This window comes from Chryseolinea serpens, assembly GCF_900129725.1.
GTDB lineage: Bacteria > Bacteroidota > Bacteroidia > Cytophagales > Cyclobacteriaceae > Chryseolinea > Chryseolinea serpens.
Genome location: NZ_FQWQ01000003.1, coordinates 547,486 through 569,721, shown reverse-complemented (window position 1 = coordinate 569,721; position 22,236 = coordinate 547,486). Strand labels below are relative to the sequence as shown.

The following is a 22,236-nucleotide window of genomic DNA, read 5'->3' as shown; positions in this document are numbered from 1 at the left end:
GCGGACGTTGGAGTGGGTGGGGATGGATAGGTGGACTTGATTTTTATTGTTTGTTTTCTTGACCCCCGGGTCCGTCTTCGTCGGACCCACCCCCTTTGGGAAGGGGGTTGTTGGGGGGGGACGATGCCGGGGGAGTAGTGGGTGGCTCTCCACATTGTGGGTTCCCATCGCCCCGGCATAGTCTTCCGTCTTGGGGACTATGCTGCCGACAGTGTCACTGATATTTATACTGCCGCTGAATAATCGTACTCGCATTCGCATCGATCTGCGTATACGCCGACCGGTCGGGATAGTCCTGGTTGTTATAAACAAATATCGTGGGGGCATTGTATTGCGGCACGCCGTCCTGGATGAGTTCGGTGCTGATGATGTTGTTCAGGGAAAGCACTTCTTCAAAGCCTCCTACATAGGCAAACACCATGTTTTGTTTGGCAGGATTGTGTTTGTTGTCGTAGGTGTAGTTGTAGGTGGAATACAATTGTCTTTTGTCGTCGTACACGAGATAGCGGTCGTTGCGGGTCACGTTGCCGGCCTGCCATTGGTATTCAAACTCAAAGTGAAAGGTTGCCGGCTGACCCGCATTGTCTTTTGCGGGACTGAGTGTCTTGAGGATGACGTTGCCTGCATCGTCGTAGGCATAGGTGTTGGTGGAGTAAACTTCTTTTTGTCCCGATGCCGGGAAGCGGTATTCTATTTCTGAAACACGTTTGCCTTTATCGTCATACGTCAACTCGATCCGGCTGGCCACAACATCGCTGCTGATTACCTCGACGGAGACAAGGCGGTCGCCGTCGTAGTTGAATTTTGTGTAGGTCTTGGCGTCGGAGCTTATTTTAAAAGTGCTCAGCCGGTCGTTGTCGTAAGTATAGTATTGCGAGTAATTGGAACCGGCGATTTCGACGAGCTGGTTTTTCATCGGCGCATCATCATGGTTCTGACAACTAAAACAGATCAGGCAAATGCTGAGCGTCAGAAAAAAGAGATAGGGGAATCTTTTTGTCATACGAGTATCCCTAAACTTGTGGGATGTTGTGGTTAGCGAGCGTGGGGAGAATTGGGGTGCTCTATACAAATATAAACCATTTTAGTACTTATCAAAGGGGGGAATCAGTAGTCAGTAGTAAGTAGTAAGTAGCCAGCAGTCAGTAGTTGAAAGTCATATGTCTGGAAAATGTTCTCGTCATAAGACTTGGCTTCTGAATACTTGAATATCGAGCATTGAAGGCTGAGTGATTACCACAATTGGTCATTGAATGCCGAGTATTGAATACCAGCTGCCGATCACCGAAGATTGAAATTCTGGCTACTGACTACTGACTACTGGCTACTTACTCCTGGATTCTGGCTCCTCCCCAGGGGAAATAAGACATTCTTTGTAGAATAAATTCTACTGGCCTCACCAAACAATCCCTGTACTCGAATTTACAAACGGTGTTACAGGGTCCACGGAGCCGTTTACATTCTCCTTTTTTCCTGGCATCATAATGCCTGTAGGCTGGACATACATTCATTTAAACCACTGATATTATGTCAACAAAAACAGGAAAAACCACCGCCAAAAAAGGAAATGCATCGCAGTCGCAGGAAGACATCGATTCATCGTTGTTGAAATTCTTCACCGATGAGATCAAAGACATCTATTGGGCCGAGAAGCACCTGACGAAGGCGCTGCCTAAAATGCAGAAAGCGGCTACCTCCGAAGAGCTTCAAGAAGCCTTTGCCACCCACCTGGAACAAACCCAGGAACATGTTGTGAGATTGGAAAAAGTTTTTGAGCTCCTTGACGAAAAAGTCCAGGCAAAAAAGTGCGAGGCTATGGAAGGTCTTTTAAAAGAAGGAGATAGCATCGTTGAAGACACGGAAGATGGCACCGCCACCCGGGATGTGGGGCTTATTTTAGCGGCTCAAAAAGTAGAGCACTATGAAATAGCTACGTATGGAGCGTTAACGCAATTGGCAAAGACGCTCGGCCGTGAGGATATTGCTAATATTTTGGGCGAAACATTGGGCGAAGAAAAAGAAACGGACGAGCTTTTAACCGAGATCGCGGAGAACGATGTGAATTATGAAGCGAGTAAGGAGGAGGCTTAGGCTTTTTTTCTTCTTCGCCGCTGACTCTAATTGGAATACTGCTGAGGTTGGCGGGTTATGTTTTGGAGTGGGCTGCAAAGCTTCAGGATTTTGCCGGATTTCGTTTTACTAAGGACGAAGCATATCCGGTTATAGTGCGCTCGGAATTCGGGATGTCTTGAATTGCGAGCGCATTTCTTTAGATAATTTGTGCCTGCGACATGACGCTCAGCAGCCACTGGCTCCTGGACACCGAACACTAAATATTGAATTCTGAATACTAACTACTGGATACCGAGCCTTGAATTCTGGCTACTGGCTACTGTTTCACGCCACCATCGTCACCGCCGACTGCAACGTCTTCTTCGCCTTCACCTGGTATTCCTTCGGCGTGAGCTTCACGATCTTTTTGAATTGCTTGTAAAACGTCGACGGATTATTGAACCCGCACGAGAAACAAATCTCCTCGATGTCGTGGTTGCCGAATTCGATGAGGAGTTTGCAGGCGTTGGCGATGCGGATTTCGTTGAGGTATTGGAAATAGCTTTTGCCAGTGTTGAGTTTGAAGTAGCGGCAGAAAGAGGTTTCGGTGAAGTTGAGCAGGTTCGAAACTTGTTCGAGGGAGATGGTTTCCTGGAAATGTTCCTGGGTGTAGTCGAATACTTTGTTGATCTTTTCGAGATCGGACTCTCCCATCGCATCGTGTGTGAATTGAATGGAGTTGAGGGAGTCGAAGCGTTCTTTGCTCAACAGGTCCAGGGCCTTTAGGACGGAAACAACCGGAACGATGCTTTTGCCGGTGGTCATGGCCATGAACACGGGCAAGAATTTTTCTTTGTCGACTTTAAATTTCAGCCCCCTGCTGCTTCGCTTGAGCAGGTCTTCGACGGATTTGAATTCGCGGCTGTAGAAGAAGCGCTTGCCCAGAAAATCCTGGTCAAATTGCAGACAGATGAGGTTGGCTTCTTCGGACGTTTGGATGAGGGCGTGGGGCAGATTTTTGCCGATCATGAACAGGTCGCCTTCGCCAAAGGAATTCACGTAGTTGCCGGCCATGATGGTGCCGGTGCCGTTCAGGCAAAACAAAATTTCGATCTCGGCGTGGAAATGGAATGGCAGATTACACCCCGTAATCGCATTGATCAAAAAGGATTTCCCCGGGTGTTGGAGAAATATTTCTTGTGGTTTGCTGGTGGACTTCGCTTTCATACGCACTTAACCCATTCGATTTTACAACGATTGCATTGCAAAAGAAAGCCTTTCATATAAAATTGCAAAGAATTGGATAAAATAGCGGAGGAGTGTGAAAAAATGGCACAATACAAACTAGCCGTTAACCCCTACCTTGAATTGGCGTGAACGTGAAGAATCATAAGCCCCTGCTGAAACTACGCTATGCAAAAAATTTCTGAGAATGACATTTCAAGGTACGAAGAACGAATTCGCAACATACTTTCCACCAAGAAGGCAACCCTGGGATTCGATGGTTTTATAGATTCGATCGTCAAGGTAATACGTCAAAGGAGTTCGCCATCGGACACTTATTTTGAATCCAGTCGCGATTTCGCACAGTATATCCTGGAGAAAAAAAACAAAAATTTCTCCATCGAACTAAAGGAGCAAACGCTGAAGCTTGGTGGCAACATGCCCATCATGGCCAATGCGCTGGCCCGCCTGGGACCGCAACTGTCTTGCATCGGCGCCTTAGGTATGCCCAAGATCCATCCCGCATTTCACAAGCTGCCCCAAAACTGCACGCTCTACAGCATTGCGGAACCAGGGATCAGCACCGCACTGGAATTCCTGGACAACAAGATCATGATGGCCGACATGAAGGAAGTGGACAGTGTGGACTGGAGTCTGCTCAAAGAAATCATCGGCACGAAAGAACTGATCGAGCTTTTCTCGCACCGTGATCTTTTCTGTTTGCTCAACTGGAGCGAACTCCTGTTTTCGACCAGCATTTGGAAAGGCTTGCTGGAAGAGGTGTTGCCCTTCACCGCAACAATCACCCCTCCCATCGGTTTCTTCGATCTCTCGGACTGTTCGCGCCGGGACGATAAAGAAATTGCGGAGGCCCTGACCTTGTTAAAAGCTTTTTCAAAATACTGGCGCGTCACCCTGGGACTCAACCTGAACGAAGCCGATAGAGTTTATGACGTGCTGGTCAAGAACCGCAACCCGGCATTGGACGTGTGGGAGAAAGGTCAGCATATTTACGAATCACTGGGCATCCAAAACCTGGTGATCCATTGCGCTTCGAAAGCCGTTGCCTGGGACGATCAGGGAAAACATTCCTGGTCAAATACCCTGATCAGTACACCCAAAGTGCTGACCGGTGCGGGCGACAATTTTAACGCCGGCTTCTGCCTGGGATTACTGCTGGGTTTGGGAGGGACGGAGTGTCTGGAACTGGCGCACACGGTGTCCAAATATTACCTCCTGAATGGAGAAAGTCCAACGCTTCAACAATTGAATACCATACTAAACCGGCCCCTTTTGGTGGGCGAAATGCACTAGAAAAAAAATAACCCGGATCGATGGTCCGGGTTATTTTTTTATCCGCCTTCTTTTGCTTTAAGGAAGTTCCACGATGCTGGTGGCCTCAACACCTTCACGCAAACGCTCGACGTACCACTCCACAAATTTTGCTACTTCCAGTTCCACCGGTGCATACGGACCGGGCTGATAGCGGCTGGACTCAATCCCGTTGAAATTATTTTCGCAGAGCTTCCAATCTTGTTCGCCGGTGATCTTCCAGAATTCGGTCAATCGTTCGATATTATAATCTCTTCCTTCTTCTGCTTTTCCATCGACCAGCCAGGTGAGATCGATGCGGCATTGCGAAGCGCTCTCGGCGGTGATGCGCATCGTCCATACATAATCGCCCACGGCATCCATCCAGAAGTTGGGATAGCATACCAGTCCTACGACGCCAGCATCATAATCTTTGTGCGCACCCATGGGAATGGCGACGGCCTTTCCGTCGAGGCTGTAACTTTCCACTCCATCGCGAAGGGGATAGCGGGTGGCAAAATGGAACGTGTCGGTTTGAAAGTCTACGCCTTCTGTCACCAGTCCTTTGCTCTTCCACGAAGCACGGCGTTCCACCAGGATGTCGTCGACGGATTCGCGGAGGTTGGCGCCCACTACGGCTTTGCAATATTCGGGGTGTGCGGGGCCGCAATGATAACATTCGCGGAAATTTTCAGCGATCAGTTTCCAGTTCGTACGGATGGTATAGCTTTTTTTGAAGGCTACTTTTGATTGATCAACCTGATACGTCTTTACATACGGCGCCAGGTCTCTCACCACGGGATCAAAGTCTACAGGCTCTTCGGCCAATGAAATAAAGATCAGGCCTTCGATGAGTCGGATGTGTACGGGATGCAGACCATACGATGCCCGGTCGAAGTCGTCGGGCATGAGGCGTGCTTTGAATAAGCTGCCATCGGTGTTGTAGACCCATTGGTGATAGGGGCACATCAGTTTTGGGGCGTGGCCTTTTTCGTCCTGGCAGATGGTGGAGCCGCGGTGACGGCACGTATTAAAATGCGCATGCACTTTTCCTTCGCGCCCGCGGATAATGATCACCGAGTCGTGACCGACGGCATAGGTGATGTAGTCCCCTTCCTTTGGAATTTCGGCGGTGACGCCCGCAAAAAGCCAGTACTTTTTCCAGATCAATTCGCGGTCGAGGTGAAAGATGTCGTCGCTGGTATAAAAAGCTTGTTCCAGGCTGTGACCCGGAAGATAGTTGTTCAATAGATTCACAATTTCAGCAGCTTTCATATGTCTCTATTTTAAGTATGCTCCGAAGGAACGGGATCGCGGAACCCGTCATACTTCAAAATTAATGGGTCCCGGCTGTCAAATTCTCTACTTCCTTTGCCAATGGTTACAGTATTTTCGCCAGAAAAGCAATTTTCCCCCCAAACGTTTGCCGAAGTTCATGTTGTTTGCAAGTTTTGTTTACACCGGGTCGCGGCTGACCCGGATTTGAACCAGACACTAAACATTATTTAACATGAGCAGTTCGGATAAAATTTCGCGTAAAAAATTCATCTACCAAGCAGGACTATTAGGAGCCGCTGCTTCCCTTTCGCCCCTGGTATCGCCGGCAAAGAATTCCGTTCAGCAAAAGAAAATCAAGGTAGCGATCATTGGCTGTGGCAGTGTTTCCACCCAATACCTCCCCCACCTTTCCAAATCGCCGTACGTTGAATTGGTGAGCACGTGCGACATCATTCCGGAACGCGCCGTGAATGCTGCGAAAAAGTATTCGATCCCCAACAATTTTCCGTCCATCGAAAAGTTGCTGGCCGGTCCTGCATTCGACCTGATGGTGAACCTCACCAACATGCAGGAACACGGACGTCTGAACAAGATGGCGATCAACGCCGGCAAAAATGTTTGGAGCGAGAAGCCTATGGCTACCACCTACCAGGAAGGAAAAGAATTGCTGGAGCTGGCCAAGAAAAAAGGCGTTCGCATCTGGGGTGCACCCGCCGTGGTAATGAGTCCTCAATTTGCGTTCATGGCCAAGGCCATCAATGAAGGCAAGTTGGGCAGAGTTTCTGCAGCCCATGCCCACTATGGTCACCTCGGTCCGGATTGGTCTGCTTTCTTTTATGAAAAGAACGGCGGTAGTATGCCCGACCTGGCCGTGTATAACATGGTTACGTTGACCGGCTTGCTCGGTCCTGTAAAATCCATTGTCGCCATGTTGAACATCATCACACCCGAGCGCAAAGTGAGCAATCGCCCCAACCCCATCAAGGTGGAAGAAGAAGACAACTCGATGGTGTTGATGGAACACGCCAGCGGTGCCCTCTCGCACGTGCAAAGTGGTTTCAATTATTTTGATCCCTACGGCCACGCCGGAAAAGGACAAGACAAACCCACCGTTTCCATTTGGGGAACCGAAGGCAACCTGCAATTGATCGGCTACGACTGGGCGCCTTTCGGCGTAGACATGGCCACAAAAGATAACGAAGCCACCCAACGCATGGCCACCGACACGGGCACCTACGTTTGGCAGCAAGGCGCTTCCGCCATCTGCGAAGCAATGGCCACCGGCAAAGAACCGATCATCACCGCACCACATGCCCTTCACGTGTTGGAGATCATTGAAGCCGCGCGTCAGTCGCAAGCCACCGGACGACGCATTACGCTGCAGTCGACCTTCAATTATCCCGTCATTAGTTAATGTAAATATTGCCCATCTATCCACTAAAGTTCTTCCTCGCTTGAGGGAGAACTTTTTGCTTTCATCCCGATGCAAACTTTTATCGCTTCCAATTCAAAAGAATTTGCGCAACAAACAGCAGATTTTTTATTTCAACGCTTCGTCCAGAAACCCGATCTCATCGTGGCGCTGGCCGCGGGCGAAACACCGTTGCTTCCCTATACCCGGCTCGTAGAAAAACTGATCCACGAACGCGTGGACCTCTCGCGCTGCACCTTTATCGGCCTGGACGAATGGGTGGGCATTCCACCGGACAATCCCGGGAGTTGTGCCTACTTTTTGCGCAACGTTGTTCTTGATCCATTAAACATCAAAAGTGATCGGTTCAAACTTTTCAATTCCCAGGCAGCCGACCTGCAGCAAGAATGCCGCAACATGGACGCGTTCATTCTTTCGCGCGGGGTGCTCGACGCCATTGTCGTGGGCATCGGCATGAACGGCCACATCGGTTTTAATGAACCGGGGGTGTCCGCAAAAAAATATTCCCACGTGATCGATCTCGACGCCAACACAAAAAACGTTGGACAAAAATATTTTTCGGAGCACACCGCCCTTTCAAAAGGTATTACCTTGGGACTGCAAACTTTACTGGACGCCAAACAAGCCATCCTCCTGGCCAACGGCGCCCGCAAAGCAACGATCATGAGAAAAGCGTTGGAAGGGCCTCTCTCCATTGAAGTGCCGGCCTCCATTATGCAACAACACGCAAACGGGTTTATCTTTATGGACGAAGCAGCAGCAGGGGAATTAACCATGAAACAAAACGGGGCATAGCAATTTATGCGGCTTACAGAGGTCAACCGTTTACGGCTACTTTATTTTCTCATCCTGAGCTGCACCGCTTCATGGCTTCCTTTGTTTGCCGACAACCTGAAGTCGCGCGGTCTTTCGGGGATCCAGATCGGGATCATCCTCAGCGTGACGCCCATCAGCATGTTCCTCGTCCAACCGTTTGTGGGCATGCTGGCCGACCGGTGGGGTTTTCGAAGGAGCATGATGGTCTATAGTCTCATGGCCACGATCGCTTTCTTTTTGCTGCAACTCGATGCCTCGTTTGGCATGCTGGTGGTGATGACGGTCTTTATGTCCGTTTTCTACAACGGCCTGCAGCCCGTTATGGACAGCCTCACCCTGCAGCTCACCCAGCGCGATCCCACGTTTAGCTATGGCAGCGTGCGATTGGCAGGCGCGGCGGGATGGGCGGTAACCGGAATTGTGATCGGTTACTTTATCGACGCCCTGGATACGCGGGTGATCTTCCTGTATTCGGGGGCTTCTTTATTGCTGGTCTTCCTCCTGTCGACCACGATCCCGCATGAATACACAAAAGAAAAATCAACGGAGGAATTTTCGTTTGGATCGGCCCTTCGCGAAATCGTCACGCCGTCGTTGCTGGTTATTTTGATGGCCTTCTTCCTGGTGTCGGCCGCGGCCACCACGATCTGGAATTTTTATTCGATCTACATGAAGGAGAATGGCGCTTCGGCTTCGCTGGTTGGGTTTGGGCTGTCGTTGCAGGGTTTGTGCGAGATCCCGTTCTTTTATTTTAGCGACGCCATCATTCGCCGCATAGGCCTTCGCAACACGCTGTTGCTCACGACGGCGGCCACGGCGCTCCGGTTGTTGTTGTACAGCCTCGTGACCGTGCCGGAAATGGCGTTGCCGATCGAAATTCTGCATGGCCTTTCGTGGTCGTTATTCTGGGTAGCGGGCGTGGAATATACCAACCGGCTGGTGGCCGTGCGCTGGAGAGCTACGGGGCAATCGCTTTTGTATGCGGCTTATTTTGGTATCGGCCAGATCACCGGAAATTTCTGGACGGGATTTTTATACGATCAACACATGCCGATCGCCTCCATTTTCTTTTTAAACTTTTTTGTGGTGGCCCTTATCGTGGTGCTCCTGGTATTCACGGTGAAGTCGGCTCCGCGCCCAGCGACTTCCTAACACTCAGAAGAATTTGTCCTTGTGTTCCTTCCGGAATTTTAACGGCGAAACACCCGTCACTTTTTGAAATTGCTGATAGAAGTTGGAAACATTTTTGAATCCGCTGTCGACGCTGATCTGGTCCACATTGAGTTGTGTTTCCGTCAGCATTTTGTGGGCGTGTTCAATGCGGATCTCGTTGAGGAACTGGATTGCGGTTTTGTTGGTCCGGTCCTTGAAGTAACGACAAAACGCGTTGACCGACATGTTGGCCACGCTGGCCACGTCTTCCAGTTTGATATCGTTTTTGAAGTTGATCAGTAAGTAGTCCAGCACGCTGTCGAGCCGGTGCAGGTCGGAGGCATCCAGTTTTTGTTTGTAGTGTTCCGAACAGAGGTAGGAGTAGTCCGTGCTCTCCGAGAGAATTTGCAGGATATCCATAAACAAAAAGAACTGCTCGGTGCCTTTCAGCGTGAGCGCTTCCTGAAATTTGGACACCATTAGTTTTTTTGTGGCGGCCCCAAATTTTATTCCTTTCTGCGAACGCATCAACAAGTTTCTCACTTTGTCCATTTCCGGAACCGAAAAGAATTCCTTCCCGAACGAATCGTTTGTAAAAACAATATAGATCGCTTCTGCCAGGCTGAATTGATTGCCTTTGAAATGGGTGTCGTCGCTTTTCCACACGTGTGCCAGGTTGGGGCCCAGCATCACCAGGTCGGTGGCCTCGAAGCGCTCCACGCTGTCGCCGACAAAGCGCGTGCCCTGTCCTTGCGTGACCAGCATGATCTCGATCTCGGGATGAAAGTGCCACGGCACTACGAAATAAGGACGAACCACCTTGACCACGTCGAACGACCGGTTTTCGGGAAATTGGATTTTTATAAATCTGGGAACCTTCATGCGGGGTTTAATTTCCTAAAAACTTCTGATACCACAGCGATAACGGCCCCGCAAACCATTGAAAAATGATAAGATTCAGAAAGAAATGGAAAAATTCCACTACTGAAAGCCCGCCCAGGAGAGGGAAATTATGCAGGATTTAGTACCACTTTATTAAACACCGATCTTATGTTAAAATTCTATCACATTTTTAAAAGCATGCTTTGTCTGCTGATCCTGCTTTCTCCAGGCTGGACGCTCGCGCAAGAGCGGACCATTACCGGGAAAGTTACATCAGCCGATGACAATATGCAGCTTCCGGGGGCCAACATTTTGGTGAAAGGCTCGTCGTCGGGGACGGTCACCGACGCGGAGGGTCATTTCAGTCTGGCGGTTGGAGAAAATACCACACTGGTGATTTCCTTTGTTGGGTATGTTAGCCAGGAGGTTGCGGTAGGCAACCAGACCAGCATCAACGTCAGTCTCGTTCCGGATGCAACGTCTTTGGCAGAAGTTATCGTGGTGGGCTATGGCACGGTTCAGAAGAAAGACCTCACTGGCTCAGTCACCAACCTGTCGCAAAAAGATTTTAATGCGGGGATCAACCCCAACCCGCTGCAAGCCATTCAAGGGAAAGTGGCCGGTTTAAACATCACGCAGCCTTCCGGAGATCCCAATCAAGCGCCCACGGTGCGACTGAGAGGCTACACGTCGCTAGCCGGCGGGAGCGATCCGCTCTATGTTGTGGACGGCGTGATTGGCGTGCCCATCAACAGCATCTCTCCTTCTGACATTGACAAGATCGATGTGTTGAAGGATGCCAGCGCCTCTGCTATCTACGGCTCGCGCGCTGCCAACGGTGTGATCATGATCACCACCAAACGCGGCAAAGACGGCAAGCCCACCATTTCGTTCAACAACTACATCGGCATGGAAAACATTTCCAAACGCCTCGACCTGATGAATGCCGATGAATACCGGGCCGAAGTGACGCGTATCAAGGGGGCGGCATCTTTGAGCGACGGTTTAAAATTCCCCACCGATGCCAACGGGAACGGCTACAACACGGACTGGATGAAACAGATCACCCGTACGGGATACACCAACAACCACGAGCTAGCGGTCGCGGGCGGTACTTCCCAGCTTTCCTACCGCGGCTCTTTAAACTACATGAAGCGTGAAGGTATCGTGAAAAACACGGACTTCGAGCGGATCACGGGTCGTATCAATGTGGATCAAAAAGCGCTGAATGACAAATTGCAGATTCAGTACAACCTGAACGTCACCCGTATCAATTCGAATCTGACCTACTCCGACGTTATCAATCGCGCCATTTTGTTCTTGCCTACTCTGCCGGTGCAAAATGCTGACGGAAGTTACTATGAGGTGCCCGGCAGCTTCGATCTCTACAATCCTGTAGCGATGCAGAAGAACTACAAAAACCCGAATTACAGCACGCTTCTGGTAGGTGCCATAAACGCAAAATACGAGGTCGTAAAGGGACTTACCCTCGGCGTGAACGGCGCCTTGCAGAGTGAACAGGCCCGCAACGCAGAAGCGTATAACGTGAACACCAAAGCCTTCCTGGGCATGTTGGGTCAAGTCTCTCAAAACTACGCGCAGGCCAACAACAAGCTCATGGAATTGACCGCACAGTATAAGATGAACTTTGGCGCCTCCAATAACCTGACCGTGTTGGGTGGGTATTCTTATCAGGGCTTTGTCAACGATGGCTTCGGTGCGTCGAACAATATCGGTGATGCCTCGCTGGCCGATATCGATCACTACAATCTATACGGGTACAACAATATGGGAATGTACCCCGGGACACTTATCAGACCACAGAACAACTATGTGTCTTCGTATAAGAATACCAGCGCGATCATTGCATTTTTTGGACGCGCCACCTTGAACCTGAGCGATAAGTATAATATCACGGCGACCGTGAGACGCGATGGTAGTACAAAATTCGGGGCCAACAACAAATGGGGCACTTTCCCGTCGCTGGCGGCGGGATGGACGCTCTCCAATGAGGGCTTTCTTTCCGGCGGCACCACACTCAATTATTTGAAACTGCGCGTCGGATGGGGCCAGACTGGAAACGCGGAAGGTATTGGTCCCTATAGATCGCTACTCCTCTATGGTAATCCGGGGAACGCCACGGATACACAGGCGCCAGTCTATTATGACCCGATCTCAAAACAGTTCTTACCGGGTGTTGACATTACACAAAATGCAAACCCCAACTTGAAATGGGAAGTGTTGTCGCAAACGAACATCGGATTGGACTTTGAACTTTTCGATGGAAAAGTTACCGGAACGTTGGAAGTCTACGACAAGCGTACCAAGGATATGTTGTATAACTACACCGTGCCGTTGGATGGCAAGAACTACTTTGTGAATACGCAGTTGGCCAACGTTGGCGAGATGTCGAACAAGGGCATCGAGTTGTCGATGGGTGGCGATGTGATCAGCGGCGATAACTTCCGGTGGAATACACGGGTGGTAGGCTCGGTCTTCAAAAACGTGGTGGAGAAATTGAGCAGCGACAACTACAAGTCCGGTCAAATTGTATACAACGCCTTCAACGGTCGTGGGTTGGGTCTGATCACGGCTTCCCAATTGCGTGAAGGCCATCCCATGGGTGAATTTTATATTCCTCATTTCAGAGGCTATGACGAAAACGGCCTCATCCAGTACGAGACCGAAGACGGCGGTGTGACCACCGATTATGCCAGCGCCAAGAAGTTTGAAAAAGGTTCGGGCATTCCCAAGGCCACCGCATCGTGGATCAACAGTTTCACCTATAAGCATTTCGACTTTTCCTTCCAGTTGCGTGGTGTTTTTGGAAACAAGATCATCAACAACATGCGGTCTAACCTGACCCTTTCGGGAAGCATCCTGGAAAACAACATGCTCCGCGACATCAATCAGTATCCGGCAAACTACAGCATACCCGGTTTGTCTGACCAATGGCTGGAAAGCGGCTCGTTCGTTCGCCTCGACAATTGGCAATTCGGCTACAACATCCCTGTAGGCGGAAGTACCATTAAAAACGCCCGCGTGTATGTGGCCGGAAACAATCTGTTTGTGATCACGGCCTACAAAGGAATAGACCCCGAATTGGAGGTTAAAGGCGACCTGGGCGGCAATTACATAACGCCAAACAGTATTGGCATGGACTATAGCAACGTCTATCCCAAAACCAGATCCTTCCAGCTTGGTGTTAACCTTACTTTTTAACGCTCAAAAATGACGACTATGAAAAATTTTCTGGCTATCAAAAGAAAAGTTGCCTACGCTTCGATACTGTTGATCGGCTTCAACCTCGGCTGTACGGACCTGGGTGAAACGGTCTATGACCAAGTCCCTCAAGACCAATACGGAAAGACCGAAGGGCAGCTGAACACCCTCATCGGCCCGCTGTATACCGGGTTGGGGAGCTATTTTTCTACATTCGAGCTCTTGAATTGCGTGACCGACGAAGAGCTTGCTCCCACGCGTGGTGGCGACTGGGGCGAACCGGAATGGAAGTTCATGACCGAACACACGTGGCCCACCAACTTCTATGGCTTCGACAATATGTGGAGCTTTGTTTATGGAAATATTGCCAAGGTAAATCAAAAGATCACCAACCCTGGCTTTCAAAGTCCCGAGGCACAGGCCGAGCTAAAAACCCTCCGCGCCTTCTACCACTATGTGGCCCTCGATAACTTTGGCAACGTGCTTATCGCCGACGAGACCGCTGGTGACACTCCTAAGCAAAGCAGCCGCAAAGAGGTTTATGATTATGTAGAGAAAGAATTGCTGGCAGCGCTGCCCTACCTTTCTACGGATGTGCGGGCAAAGTATGGTCGCATGTCGAAGTATGTGGCGCACATGATCCTGGCCAAGCTTTATCTCAATGCGGAAGTCTACACCGGCACCCCACAATGGGCCAATGCGATCGCGCAATGCGACAGCATTATCCAGCCGGGAAAATTCATCATTGCTGGCGATTTCCTTTCTACGTTCAGTGTGAACAACGAAAACTCGCCTGAGATCATTTTGTCGACGCCGTTTGACAAATCCAAACGCACCGGCCTCTACCTACAAATGTCCACCCTACATTATCTGCATCAGTTAACCTACGATCTGGGTTCCGCTCCCTGGAATGGCTATTGCACCTATGCCGAGTTCTACGATACGTTCGAACCGGACGATGTACGGAGACAAATGTGGCTGACCGGTCAGATCTACAGCTCCAGTGGCGAAGCGTTGTTTGACGACACGCAACCCGCCATCCTCACCAAGGAAATTCCTTCTTTCAAAATGCCCGCGGGTCCCGATGCCCGTCTGGCAGGCTATCGCAGTGTGAAATATGAAGTGGAGCGCGGTGCTACATTTGATATGAGCAACGACTTTGTGATCTTCCGCATCTCGGATGTATACCTCATGCGTGGTGAAGCCCACCAGCGATTGGGTCACTTAGGAGAGGCCTTGGATGATGTGAATGCCGTACGCACAAAAAGAGGTGTAGACGGTTTCTCAACCCTCACCCTCGACGACATCCTCGCCGAGCGTGGTCGCGAACTCGCATGGGAATATCACCGTCGCCAGGACTTGATCCGCTTTGGAAAATTTGAGAATGCCTGGGGCTTCAAACCTGTTACACAGGACTACCTGCGGCTTTTCCCTATTCCACAAAGCCAGATTGCGCTAAACCCCAACCTCACTCAAAATCCGGGCTATCCGCAATAATTTGTCTCTCCTTTCCGATCGAATAAATGCTTACAAGAACCGGGATTCTCCCGGTTCTTTTTGTTTTTTGCTGCTGCTATGAAACTTTGGAATGCGATCATTTTTCTCTCCGGACTCTTGTCTATCGGCATGTTTCAGCGCTGCGCTCCAGAGCGGAAAGAACCCACTCTATTTGAACGCGTGGATTCATCCGCGACACACATCGGCTTTGTGAATGTTGTGCCCGAGCAACTCGGCAAACTGTCGGTGGTGGAGTATCTTTATTATTACAATGGCGGTGGTGTCGCTACCGGCGACATTAACAACGACGGACTGGTCGACGTATTCCTGGTGTCCAACCACGGCGCCAACAAGCTTTATCTGAATAAAGGCAATTTCAAATTTGAAGATATCTCGCATGACGCCGGCATCGAAGGGTTTTCCGAATGGAAGACGGGCGTTACCCTGGCCGATGTGAACGGCGACGGTTGGCTTGACATTTATGTTTGCGCCCTCGGGAACTTCAACGGCCTGGAAGGTTCCAACGAACTCTACATCAACAACCACGACAAGTCTTTCACCGAACAAGCCGATCGCTATGGCCTCGACTTTTCGGGCATGGCCACACAATCTGCTTTTTTTGACTATGACCACGACGGCGACCTCGACCTCTATCTCCTCACCCACGCTAAACACGTTGCGCGTTCCTATGACCGTGCGATGGGCCAAACGTTAACCGATCACGCCGCCGTCGATCACCTGTTCAGAAATGACAACGACACATTCAAGGACGTGTCTGTTGATGCCGGCATCGACACGGCATCGTTGAGTTATGGGTTGGGATTGTCTATCGGCGACCTGAACAACGATGGATGGGAAGATCTCTATGTGGGCAATGATTTTTATGAAGGCGACGAAGTCTATATCAATCAGCAGAACGGGACGTTCAAAGAGCAGGGCAAAAATTTCTTTGATTATTTCTCGCGCTATACCCGCGGCAGCGACATCGCCGATATCAACAACGACGGATTCGACGACGTGATGACCCTCGATATCCGGGCCGACGGCGACGCCCTGGAGAAAGTGACGATCACGGAAGATCCGTGGGAGCTTTTCAGCTATAAAAAAAGTTACCACTATTCACCCCAGTTCTCGCACAATGCTTTGCAAATCAACAACGCCGGAAAAAACTTTTCCGAGCAATCCATTTCCGCAGGCGTTTATGCCACCGGCTGGAGTTGGTCGACACTCCTGGCCGATTTTAACAACGACGGGCAAAAAGATATCTTCGTCACCGCCGGCATTCCCAAGGCCTTGAACGACCTCGACTATCTCGACTTTGCCCACAAAGATTCTCTCCGTTATGCAGTGGACCTGAGCGACGTCCATCGAAAAAAGGCTTTCGACATGATGCCCGACGGCCGCGCAACTTCCCGTATTTTTGAAAATATCGATGGCACACATTTCCAGGACAGGAGTCAGCCGTGGGGCACGGATCTTCCCGGTTATGCGAGTGGGGCAGTGTATGCAGACCTCGACAACGACGGCGACCTGGATGTGATCACCAACACGATCAACGGCCCGGCGGCGGTCTATAAAAATCATACACGCGAAAACGGAAATTCCAATTACTTAACGGTTCGACTTGCGGGTGAAGGCAAAAACACAGCCGGCATTGGCGCGGTTGTGCATCTCTTTGTCAAGGGCACACAGCAGAAGTTACAGGTCATGCCGACGCGTGGGTTTCTCTCGGCGGTTAGTACCGATCTCTTTTTTGGTTTAAAAGACAGGGCGACGGTGGATAGTCTCATCGTGCAATGGCCTTCGGGAAAGACTCAAAAACTGGAAGGACTGAAATCGAACACAACGTTGGTCATCGATGAAAAAACGGCAAGCCTGAAGAAACCTTTATTACCGCGTGTGACTGAACGGGGTTTATTTGAAGAAGGTCCAACCCAACCCTACCGGCATAAAGAAAACGAATACTTCGATTTCTATCGTGAGCCGCTGATTCCTTTTCTGGTGTCACGGGAAGGACCTGCCTTAGCGGTGGGGGATGTGAACGGTGATGGCAGGGAAGATTATTATGTGGGGGGTGCCAAGCACCAGGTCGGAGCGCTGTTTCTCCAGCAAGGTGATGGAAGTTTTCAACCTCATCGGCAACCGGCCTTTGACAAGGACGCCGTATTTGAAGATGTCGATGCGACTTTCGTCGATGTCGACAACGATAAAGATCTGGACCTCTATGTTGTCTCCGGCGGCAATGAGTTCTACGGCACGATGGAAAATCAGCAGGACCGGCTTTACCGGAACGACGGTCAGGGCAATTTCAGTCGCGATGAGGCCGCCCTCCCCAAGCTCCTTCAGAATAAAAGTTGTGTGCGGCCGTGCGACATCGACAAAGACGGCGACATCGATCTTTTTGTGGGCGGAAGAATTGTTCCCTTTCAATATGGCACACCGGCGAGTTCATTCATGCTCATCAACGACGGGCACGGAAAGTTCACCGACCAGAGTATCCACTATCCTGGGATGGGTGCCCTGGGCATGATCACCGACGCACAATGGCTGGACATCGACAAAGACAACGACGCTGATTTGATTGTGGCTGGAGATTGGATGCCGGTCAGGCTGTTCATCAATGAAAACGGAACCTTAAAAGAATCTTCCCTGCTGGACGACACCTCCCCGATCAAAAATCTCAATGGGTTTTGGAAAGGCCTTGCCGCCGGCGATTTTGACAACGATGGGGATGTGGATTTTGCCGCAGGGAATTTAGGCTTTAACTCCGTGTTATACGCCGGTTATAAAACCCTGTGGCTCTTCCAAACCGACATTCAACTGCCCGGCAAGAGAAGTCTTTCCATCACCGCACGCGAAACCTTCGACGGCAAGGTTTATCCCCTGGCGCAATGGAGCGAAATGATGAGCGTGATGCCCGACAACTTTAAAGAGATCTTCCCCACCCATAAAAGCTATTCCAAGATCACGATGGAAGACTTGTCGAAGCAGATCGGCTTTTCGTATCCCGCGAAAGCGAGCGTCGACCAGTTTGCATCCTTGTATTTCGAAAACAGAAATGGGAAATTTATAGCCAAGGCTTTACCCGATGCCGCACAGCGCACGAAAATATTTTCCATCGTGGCGAAAGATCTCAATGGCGACGGACATGAAGATCTGCTTCTGGCTGGAAACACCACTGCCGCAAGCCCCCTGCAGGGCGCCTATCTTGCTGGCAGAGGCACAGTGCTGTTGGGCGATGGAAAAGGATCCTTTCTTGCCGCCACGGCAAACGCTACAGGCTTGACCGACAGAAAGGAAGTCAGAAACATAAAACCCATCCTGTTGGGAAATGGCCGCCGGGGCTTTCTCTTCGCCCATAACAACGATTCCCTGCAGTTGAGAATTTTAGCAAAATGAAAACACCACTAAAAAAAGTAATACGTCATCTCGCGCTCATACCCATGCTATTCCTGTTCGCGTGCAGCCATCAGGAGACTAAGAAGATGGACGACCCGCTGTTCGAGGAAATCGCGCCCGAACGTTCCCATATTCAATTTCAAAACAACATCGCCAACTCCGAGGCCCTCAATATCCTGACGTACCGGAATTTCTACAACGGCGGCGGCGTGGCGATCGGTGATATCAACAACGACGGACTTTCGGATATCTTCCTCGTATCCAACATGGCCGACAGCAAACTTTATCTCAACAAGGGAAATTTTACTTTTGACGACATCACCGACAAAGCCGGCGTCAAAGGCAAACGGGGATGGAGCACCGGGGTGACGATGGCCGACGTTAATGGCGACGGACTTTTAGATATTTATGTATGCAACGCCGGAAATCTTCCCAACGACGACCGCGCCAATGAGCTGTTCATCAACAACGGCGACCAAACCTTTACGGAATCAGCCCAAGCCTACGGCCTCGACGACCGTGGCTTCTCCACCCACGCCGCGTTCTTCGACTACGACCGCGATGGCGACCTCGATGCCTACATCGTGAACAACAGCTTCATGCCCATCGCCAAACTGGCCTACCGAAACCTGCGCAATGAACGCGATCCCCTGGGAGGACACAAACTGCTTCGAAACGATAATGGCAAGTTTGTCGACGTCAGCGAACAAGCCGGCATCTATGGCAGCGTGATCGGGTTTGGGTTGGGCGTAACGGTGGGCGACGTAAACAACGATGGCTGGCCCGACATGTTTATCTCCAACGATTTTTACGAACACGACTATCTCTACATCAACCATCACGACGGCACGTTCTCCGAGCAGCTGAAATCCAGCATGGGCCACATCAGTCACGCGTCTATGGGCGCCGACCTGGCCGACATCAACAACGACGGCTTCCTCGATCTGTTTGTGACCGACATGCTGCCCGGCGACGATAAGCATCTCAAGCAGGTGATGAGCTATGAAGGCTATGACCTCTACGCATTAAAATTATCCCGCGACTATCATCACCAGATCACCCAAAACATGCTCCAGGTCAACAACCAGGATGGGACCTTTAGCGAAGTAGCGCGCGCGAGTAAAGTAGAGGCCACCGATTGGAGTTGGGGAGCACTCATCTTTGACATGGACAACGATGGCTGGAAGGATATTTTCGTCGCCAATGGAATTTCCAAGGACCTAACGGACATCGACTTCCTGAAATTCCTGGCCGACGAGACGACAGCCATGCAACAGCGCAGGGAAGGCAAGATAAACTACAAGGTGATGGTCGACAGCATGCCGTCGCGCCCGGTGCCAAACTATTGCTTCCACAACCGTCACGATCTTCAATTTGAAAATGTCTCCAAACCATGGGGCTTGGAAGGACCTGGATTTTCCAACGGCGCCGCCTATGGTGACCTGGACAACGACGGCGACCTCGATATGGTGGTGAACAATGTGAATGCTTTTGCTTCCGTCTATAAAAACAAAACACGCGAACGTGGTCTTGGGCATTCGGTGAGCATGACGCTGCAAGGCTATTCAAAAAATACGTTTGGCATTGGCACGCGCATCGATCTGTTTGCCGGCGACCAACACCTCACCTTTGAGCAAATGCCCAGCCGCGGGTTTCAGTCTTCTGTGGACAACAAAATCGTGGCCGGCGTGGGACAATTCATCGTGATCGATTCGATAAGCATTCGGTGGCCGGATAATCTTGTGCAGACCCTTCGTCACGTACCGGTGGATACCTTGTTGACGTTTTCTCATGCCAACGCCGTCGCGGGATCAAAAACAATCCCGACGACGCCAGAGCATGTGCTTCTGGAAGACATCACCGAAAGATCAAAATTGAACTATCGCCACCATGAAAACGAATACGTGGATTTCTATCGCGACCCCCTCCTAAAACAAAAGTACTCCACCCCAGGCCCGGCGGTGGATTGTGGTGACTTGAACGGCGATGGTCTCGTCGACGTGGTGTTTGGTGGAGCGGTGGGTCAACCCATCAGCGTTTGGTTGCAGCAAGCCAATTTCACATTCCGCGAAAGCAAACCAAAAGTCTTCGACGCCTTCACACAAACAGAACCCGCAGACTTGTGTCTGTTCGACGCCGACAACGATCACGATCTCGACCTCTTTGTAGCCACCGGCAGCAACGAATTCGATCGCGACAACGCAAACCTTGCCGACCAGCTTTTTATCAACGACGGCAAAGGAAACTTTACGGTCTCCCAGGAACTCCCCCCGCTCCTCGCCAGCGGCTCGTGTGTGGCCCCGGGTGACTTCGACAACGATGGTGATGTAGATCTGTTTGTTGGAAGCAGACTTTTGCCCGGTGAATACGGCCTGGATGCCCCAAGCTATCTTCTCGTGAACAACGGCCACGGACAATTTAAGAACTACACCAAACGCTACTTCTCCCCCGGCGTCACCGGCATGATCACCGGCGCAGTGTGGGACGATGTTGACCGCGATGGCTTTCTTGATCTCATGGTGGTGGGCGATTGGATGGACGTCACGCTCTATAAAAACATGAAGGGCAAGAGCTTTTCAAAAAGCAATCCCATCCCCGCTGCCGATGGCTGGTGGAATTGTATCGTGAAAAGCGACATCGACCAGGATGGTGACCAGGATTTTATCCTCGGAAACGCCGGCGTGAACAGCCGCTTGCGCGCAGACTCGCTCCACCCCGCAGAGTTATGGGTGGCCGATTTTGATCACAACGGTGCCGTCGAGCAAGTCATCACCTGCGTGGGGCAAGACGGCAAGAACTATCCCATGGTTTTGAAGCAGGACCTGGAAAAGCAACTGCCCATTATCAAAAAGCGATTTGTGAAGAACAATACCTACGCCGGCAAGAACATCCACGAAATTTTCCTGCCCGCCGAGTTGGAGGCAGCGACCAAAAAAACGGTGCATCAATCACAGACCGGCATATTGCTGAACAACGGCGCAGGATCTTTCTCCTGGAAAGTCCTCCCCTTCATGGCCCAACTCTCACCGGTGCATGCCGCCATCGCGACGGACCTTTCGGGCGATCAGCAACCCGAACTTATTCTCGGTGGAAATTTTTATGATGTGCTTCCTGAACTGGGTCGCTACGACGCCAGCCATGGGCAGGTGTGGCAGGGTGTTGGAGAGCATCATCCCAGTCTCATTCCGTCCTCGCATTCCGGCTTCTTTTTAGAAGGACAAATCCGTCACATGAAGCTGATTGAACAGGGGGGCAAGAAATATGTGCTCGTGGTAAGAAATAATGAACAGGCCAGGTTGTTCGAAATAAAACATCAGGACAACACTACAGCCATCTCCGGCAAATAGCCTGCCCGAAAAGCATTGACGACCGATTTTGGTGTGAGCACGGATACTTTGCCCACTTGTGGGAAAGGGATGCCCTGCAGATAGCCGGAGGGTGACCATGGCAACAACATTTTGTTGAGCACTAAAAATGGGCCATCATTATGCAAGACAAAACAACCATTAGGAAGGCTGTGGACGTCTTCTTCAAAAACTACTTTTGATCCCTGGCGGTCTATTCTTTCGCCGTGCATGATCTCATCGATCTTTTGGATGGAAGTTTTTTTATCGAAGGCATACTCGGGATTTCCCTTTAGCCAAAACGTTTTGAATTTGCCAGCATCTTCTCTGCGGCATTCGAAACAGGGACGATGGCCGGCAGCAAAGGCCGTGGCTTCGTCCAGGAAAAAAAGTTCTGTCCACCGGTTGGGCGACATGATCTTTCTGTGTCTTCCTTTAAATTGAAGTTTGCAGATTATCCATGCTTTTAATTTGAAGGGACGAAGGATCTCCTGGTTTTCATTATGAATGACGCCACGATTCCCCATCCATGCACCGCGTGCTTTGGTTTTGATGAGATTGCCAAATGGGTCGACGCGGTTTTGGAGCATGCTGATTTCTGTAGTGGCAATACCTAAGCTATTGCCC

14 protein-coding genes are annotated in these 22,236 nt (G+C 50.6%); 9 read left to right on the top strand and 5 right to left on the bottom strand.

Going from position 1 to position 22,236, the window contains the following annotated elements; all coding sequences use genetic code 11:
• Window positions 1–214: 214 nt before the first annotated feature.
• Window positions 215–1,003 carry a hypothetical protein gene (locus BUB30_RS22160; protein ID WP_073138296.1) on the bottom strand — a complete coding sequence of 263 codons (789 nt, stop codon included), beginning with the start codon at window positions 1,001–1,003 and terminating at the stop codon, window positions 215–217.
• A 524-nt stretch (window positions 1,004–1,527) separates the two neighbouring features.
• On the opposite strand from BUB30_RS22160, the gene BUB30_RS22155 reads away from it, so the two are divergent.
• A complete protein-coding gene (locus BUB30_RS22155; RefSeq protein WP_073138294.1) occupies window positions 1,528–2,091 on the top strand; it encodes a YciE/YciF ferroxidase family protein in 564 nt (187 codons plus the stop codon).
• A 306-nt stretch (window positions 2,092–2,397) separates the two neighbouring features.
• Here BUB30_RS22155 and BUB30_RS22150 read toward each other — a convergent pair whose 3' ends face one another.
• Window positions 2,398–3,279: an AraC family transcriptional regulator gene (locus BUB30_RS22150; protein ID WP_073138291.1), complete on the bottom strand. Its 882-nt coding sequence runs from the start codon at window positions 3,277–3,279 to the stop codon at window positions 2,398–2,400.
• A 186-nt stretch (window positions 3,280–3,465) separates the two neighbouring features.
• On the opposite strand from BUB30_RS22150, the gene BUB30_RS22145 reads away from it, so the two are divergent.
• Complete coding sequence (locus tag BUB30_RS22145; protein ID WP_073138289.1) at window positions 3,466–4,590, top strand: PfkB family carbohydrate kinase; 1,125 nt, start codon at window positions 3,466–3,468, stop codon at window positions 4,588–4,590.
• A 57-nt stretch (window positions 4,591–4,647) separates the two neighbouring features.
• Here BUB30_RS22145 and BUB30_RS22140 read toward each other — a convergent pair whose 3' ends face one another.
• Window positions 4,648–5,862, bottom strand: a complete 1,215-nt coding sequence (locus tag BUB30_RS22140; protein WP_073138287.1) for an aromatic ring-hydroxylating oxygenase subunit alpha — start codon at window positions 5,860–5,862, stop codon at window positions 4,648–4,650.
• 235 nt (window positions 5,863–6,097) lie between these two features.
• Here BUB30_RS22140 and BUB30_RS22135 point away from each other — a divergent pair, with 235 nt between their 5' ends.
• The 3 genes from BUB30_RS22135 (at window position 6,098) to BUB30_RS22125 (ending at window position 9,265) form a co-directional block, all read left to right on the top strand.
• Window positions 6,098–7,279 carry a Gfo/Idh/MocA family protein gene (locus BUB30_RS22135; RefSeq protein ID WP_221408776.1) on the top strand — a complete coding sequence of 394 codons (1,182 nt, stop codon included), beginning with the start codon at window positions 6,098–6,100 and terminating at the stop codon, window positions 7,277–7,279.
• A 69-nt stretch (window positions 7,280–7,348) separates the two neighbouring features.
• The gene (locus tag BUB30_RS22130; protein ID WP_073138285.1) at window positions 7,349–8,092 is read left to right on the top strand and encodes a glucosamine-6-phosphate deaminase; all 744 of its coding nucleotides are present in this window, start codon (window positions 7,349–7,351) and stop codon (window positions 8,090–8,092) included.
• A gap of 6 nt (window positions 8,093–8,098) precedes the next feature.
• A complete protein-coding gene (locus BUB30_RS22125; protein ID WP_073138283.1) occupies window positions 8,099–9,265 on the top strand; it encodes an MFS transporter in 1,167 nt (388 codons plus the stop codon).
• 3 nt (window positions 9,266–9,268) lie between these two features.
• Here BUB30_RS22125 and BUB30_RS22120 read toward each other — a convergent pair whose 3' ends face one another.
• Window positions 9,269–10,147: an AraC family transcriptional regulator gene (locus BUB30_RS22120; RefSeq protein ID WP_073138281.1), complete on the bottom strand. Its 879-nt coding sequence runs from the start codon at window positions 10,145–10,147 to the stop codon at window positions 9,269–9,271.
• 168 nt (window positions 10,148–10,315) lie between these two features.
• Here BUB30_RS22120 and BUB30_RS22115 point away from each other — a divergent pair, with 168 nt between their 5' ends.
• The 4 genes from BUB30_RS22115 (at window position 10,316) to BUB30_RS22100 (ending at window position 21,612) form a co-directional block, all read left to right on the top strand.
• Window positions 10,316–13,369 carry a SusC/RagA family TonB-linked outer membrane protein gene (locus BUB30_RS22115; RefSeq protein WP_073138279.1) on the top strand — a complete coding sequence of 1,018 codons (3,054 nt, stop codon included), beginning with the start codon at window positions 10,316–10,318 and terminating at the stop codon, window positions 13,367–13,369.
• A gap of 18 nt (window positions 13,370–13,387) precedes the next feature.
• Complete coding sequence (locus tag BUB30_RS22110) at window positions 13,388–14,866, top strand: RagB/SusD family nutrient uptake outer membrane protein (RefSeq protein ID WP_073138277.1); 1,479 nt, start codon at window positions 13,388–13,390, stop codon at window positions 14,864–14,866.
• Between the two features lie 78 nt (window positions 14,867–14,944).
• Complete coding sequence (locus tag BUB30_RS22105; RefSeq protein WP_073138275.1) at window positions 14,945–18,265, top strand: VCBS repeat-containing protein; 3,321 nt, start codon at window positions 14,945–14,947, stop codon at window positions 18,263–18,265.
• Window positions 18,262–21,612, top strand: coding sequence for a VCBS repeat-containing protein (locus tag BUB30_RS22100; protein WP_084138311.1), 3,351 nt, complete (start codon window positions 18,262–18,264; stop codon window positions 21,610–21,612). The genes BUB30_RS22105 and BUB30_RS22100 overlap by 4 nt, the downstream gene beginning before the upstream one ends.
• On the opposite strand, the gene BUB30_RS22095 is transcribed toward BUB30_RS22100, so the two are convergent.
• On the bottom strand, window positions 21,579–22,199 hold the full coding sequence (locus BUB30_RS22095; RefSeq protein ID WP_073138273.1) for a hypothetical protein: 621 nt from the start codon (window positions 22,197–22,199) through the stop codon (window positions 21,579–21,581). The two genes, BUB30_RS22100 and BUB30_RS22095, sit on opposite strands and share 34 nt — an antisense overlap.
• Window positions 22,200–22,236 lie beyond the last annotated feature (37 nt).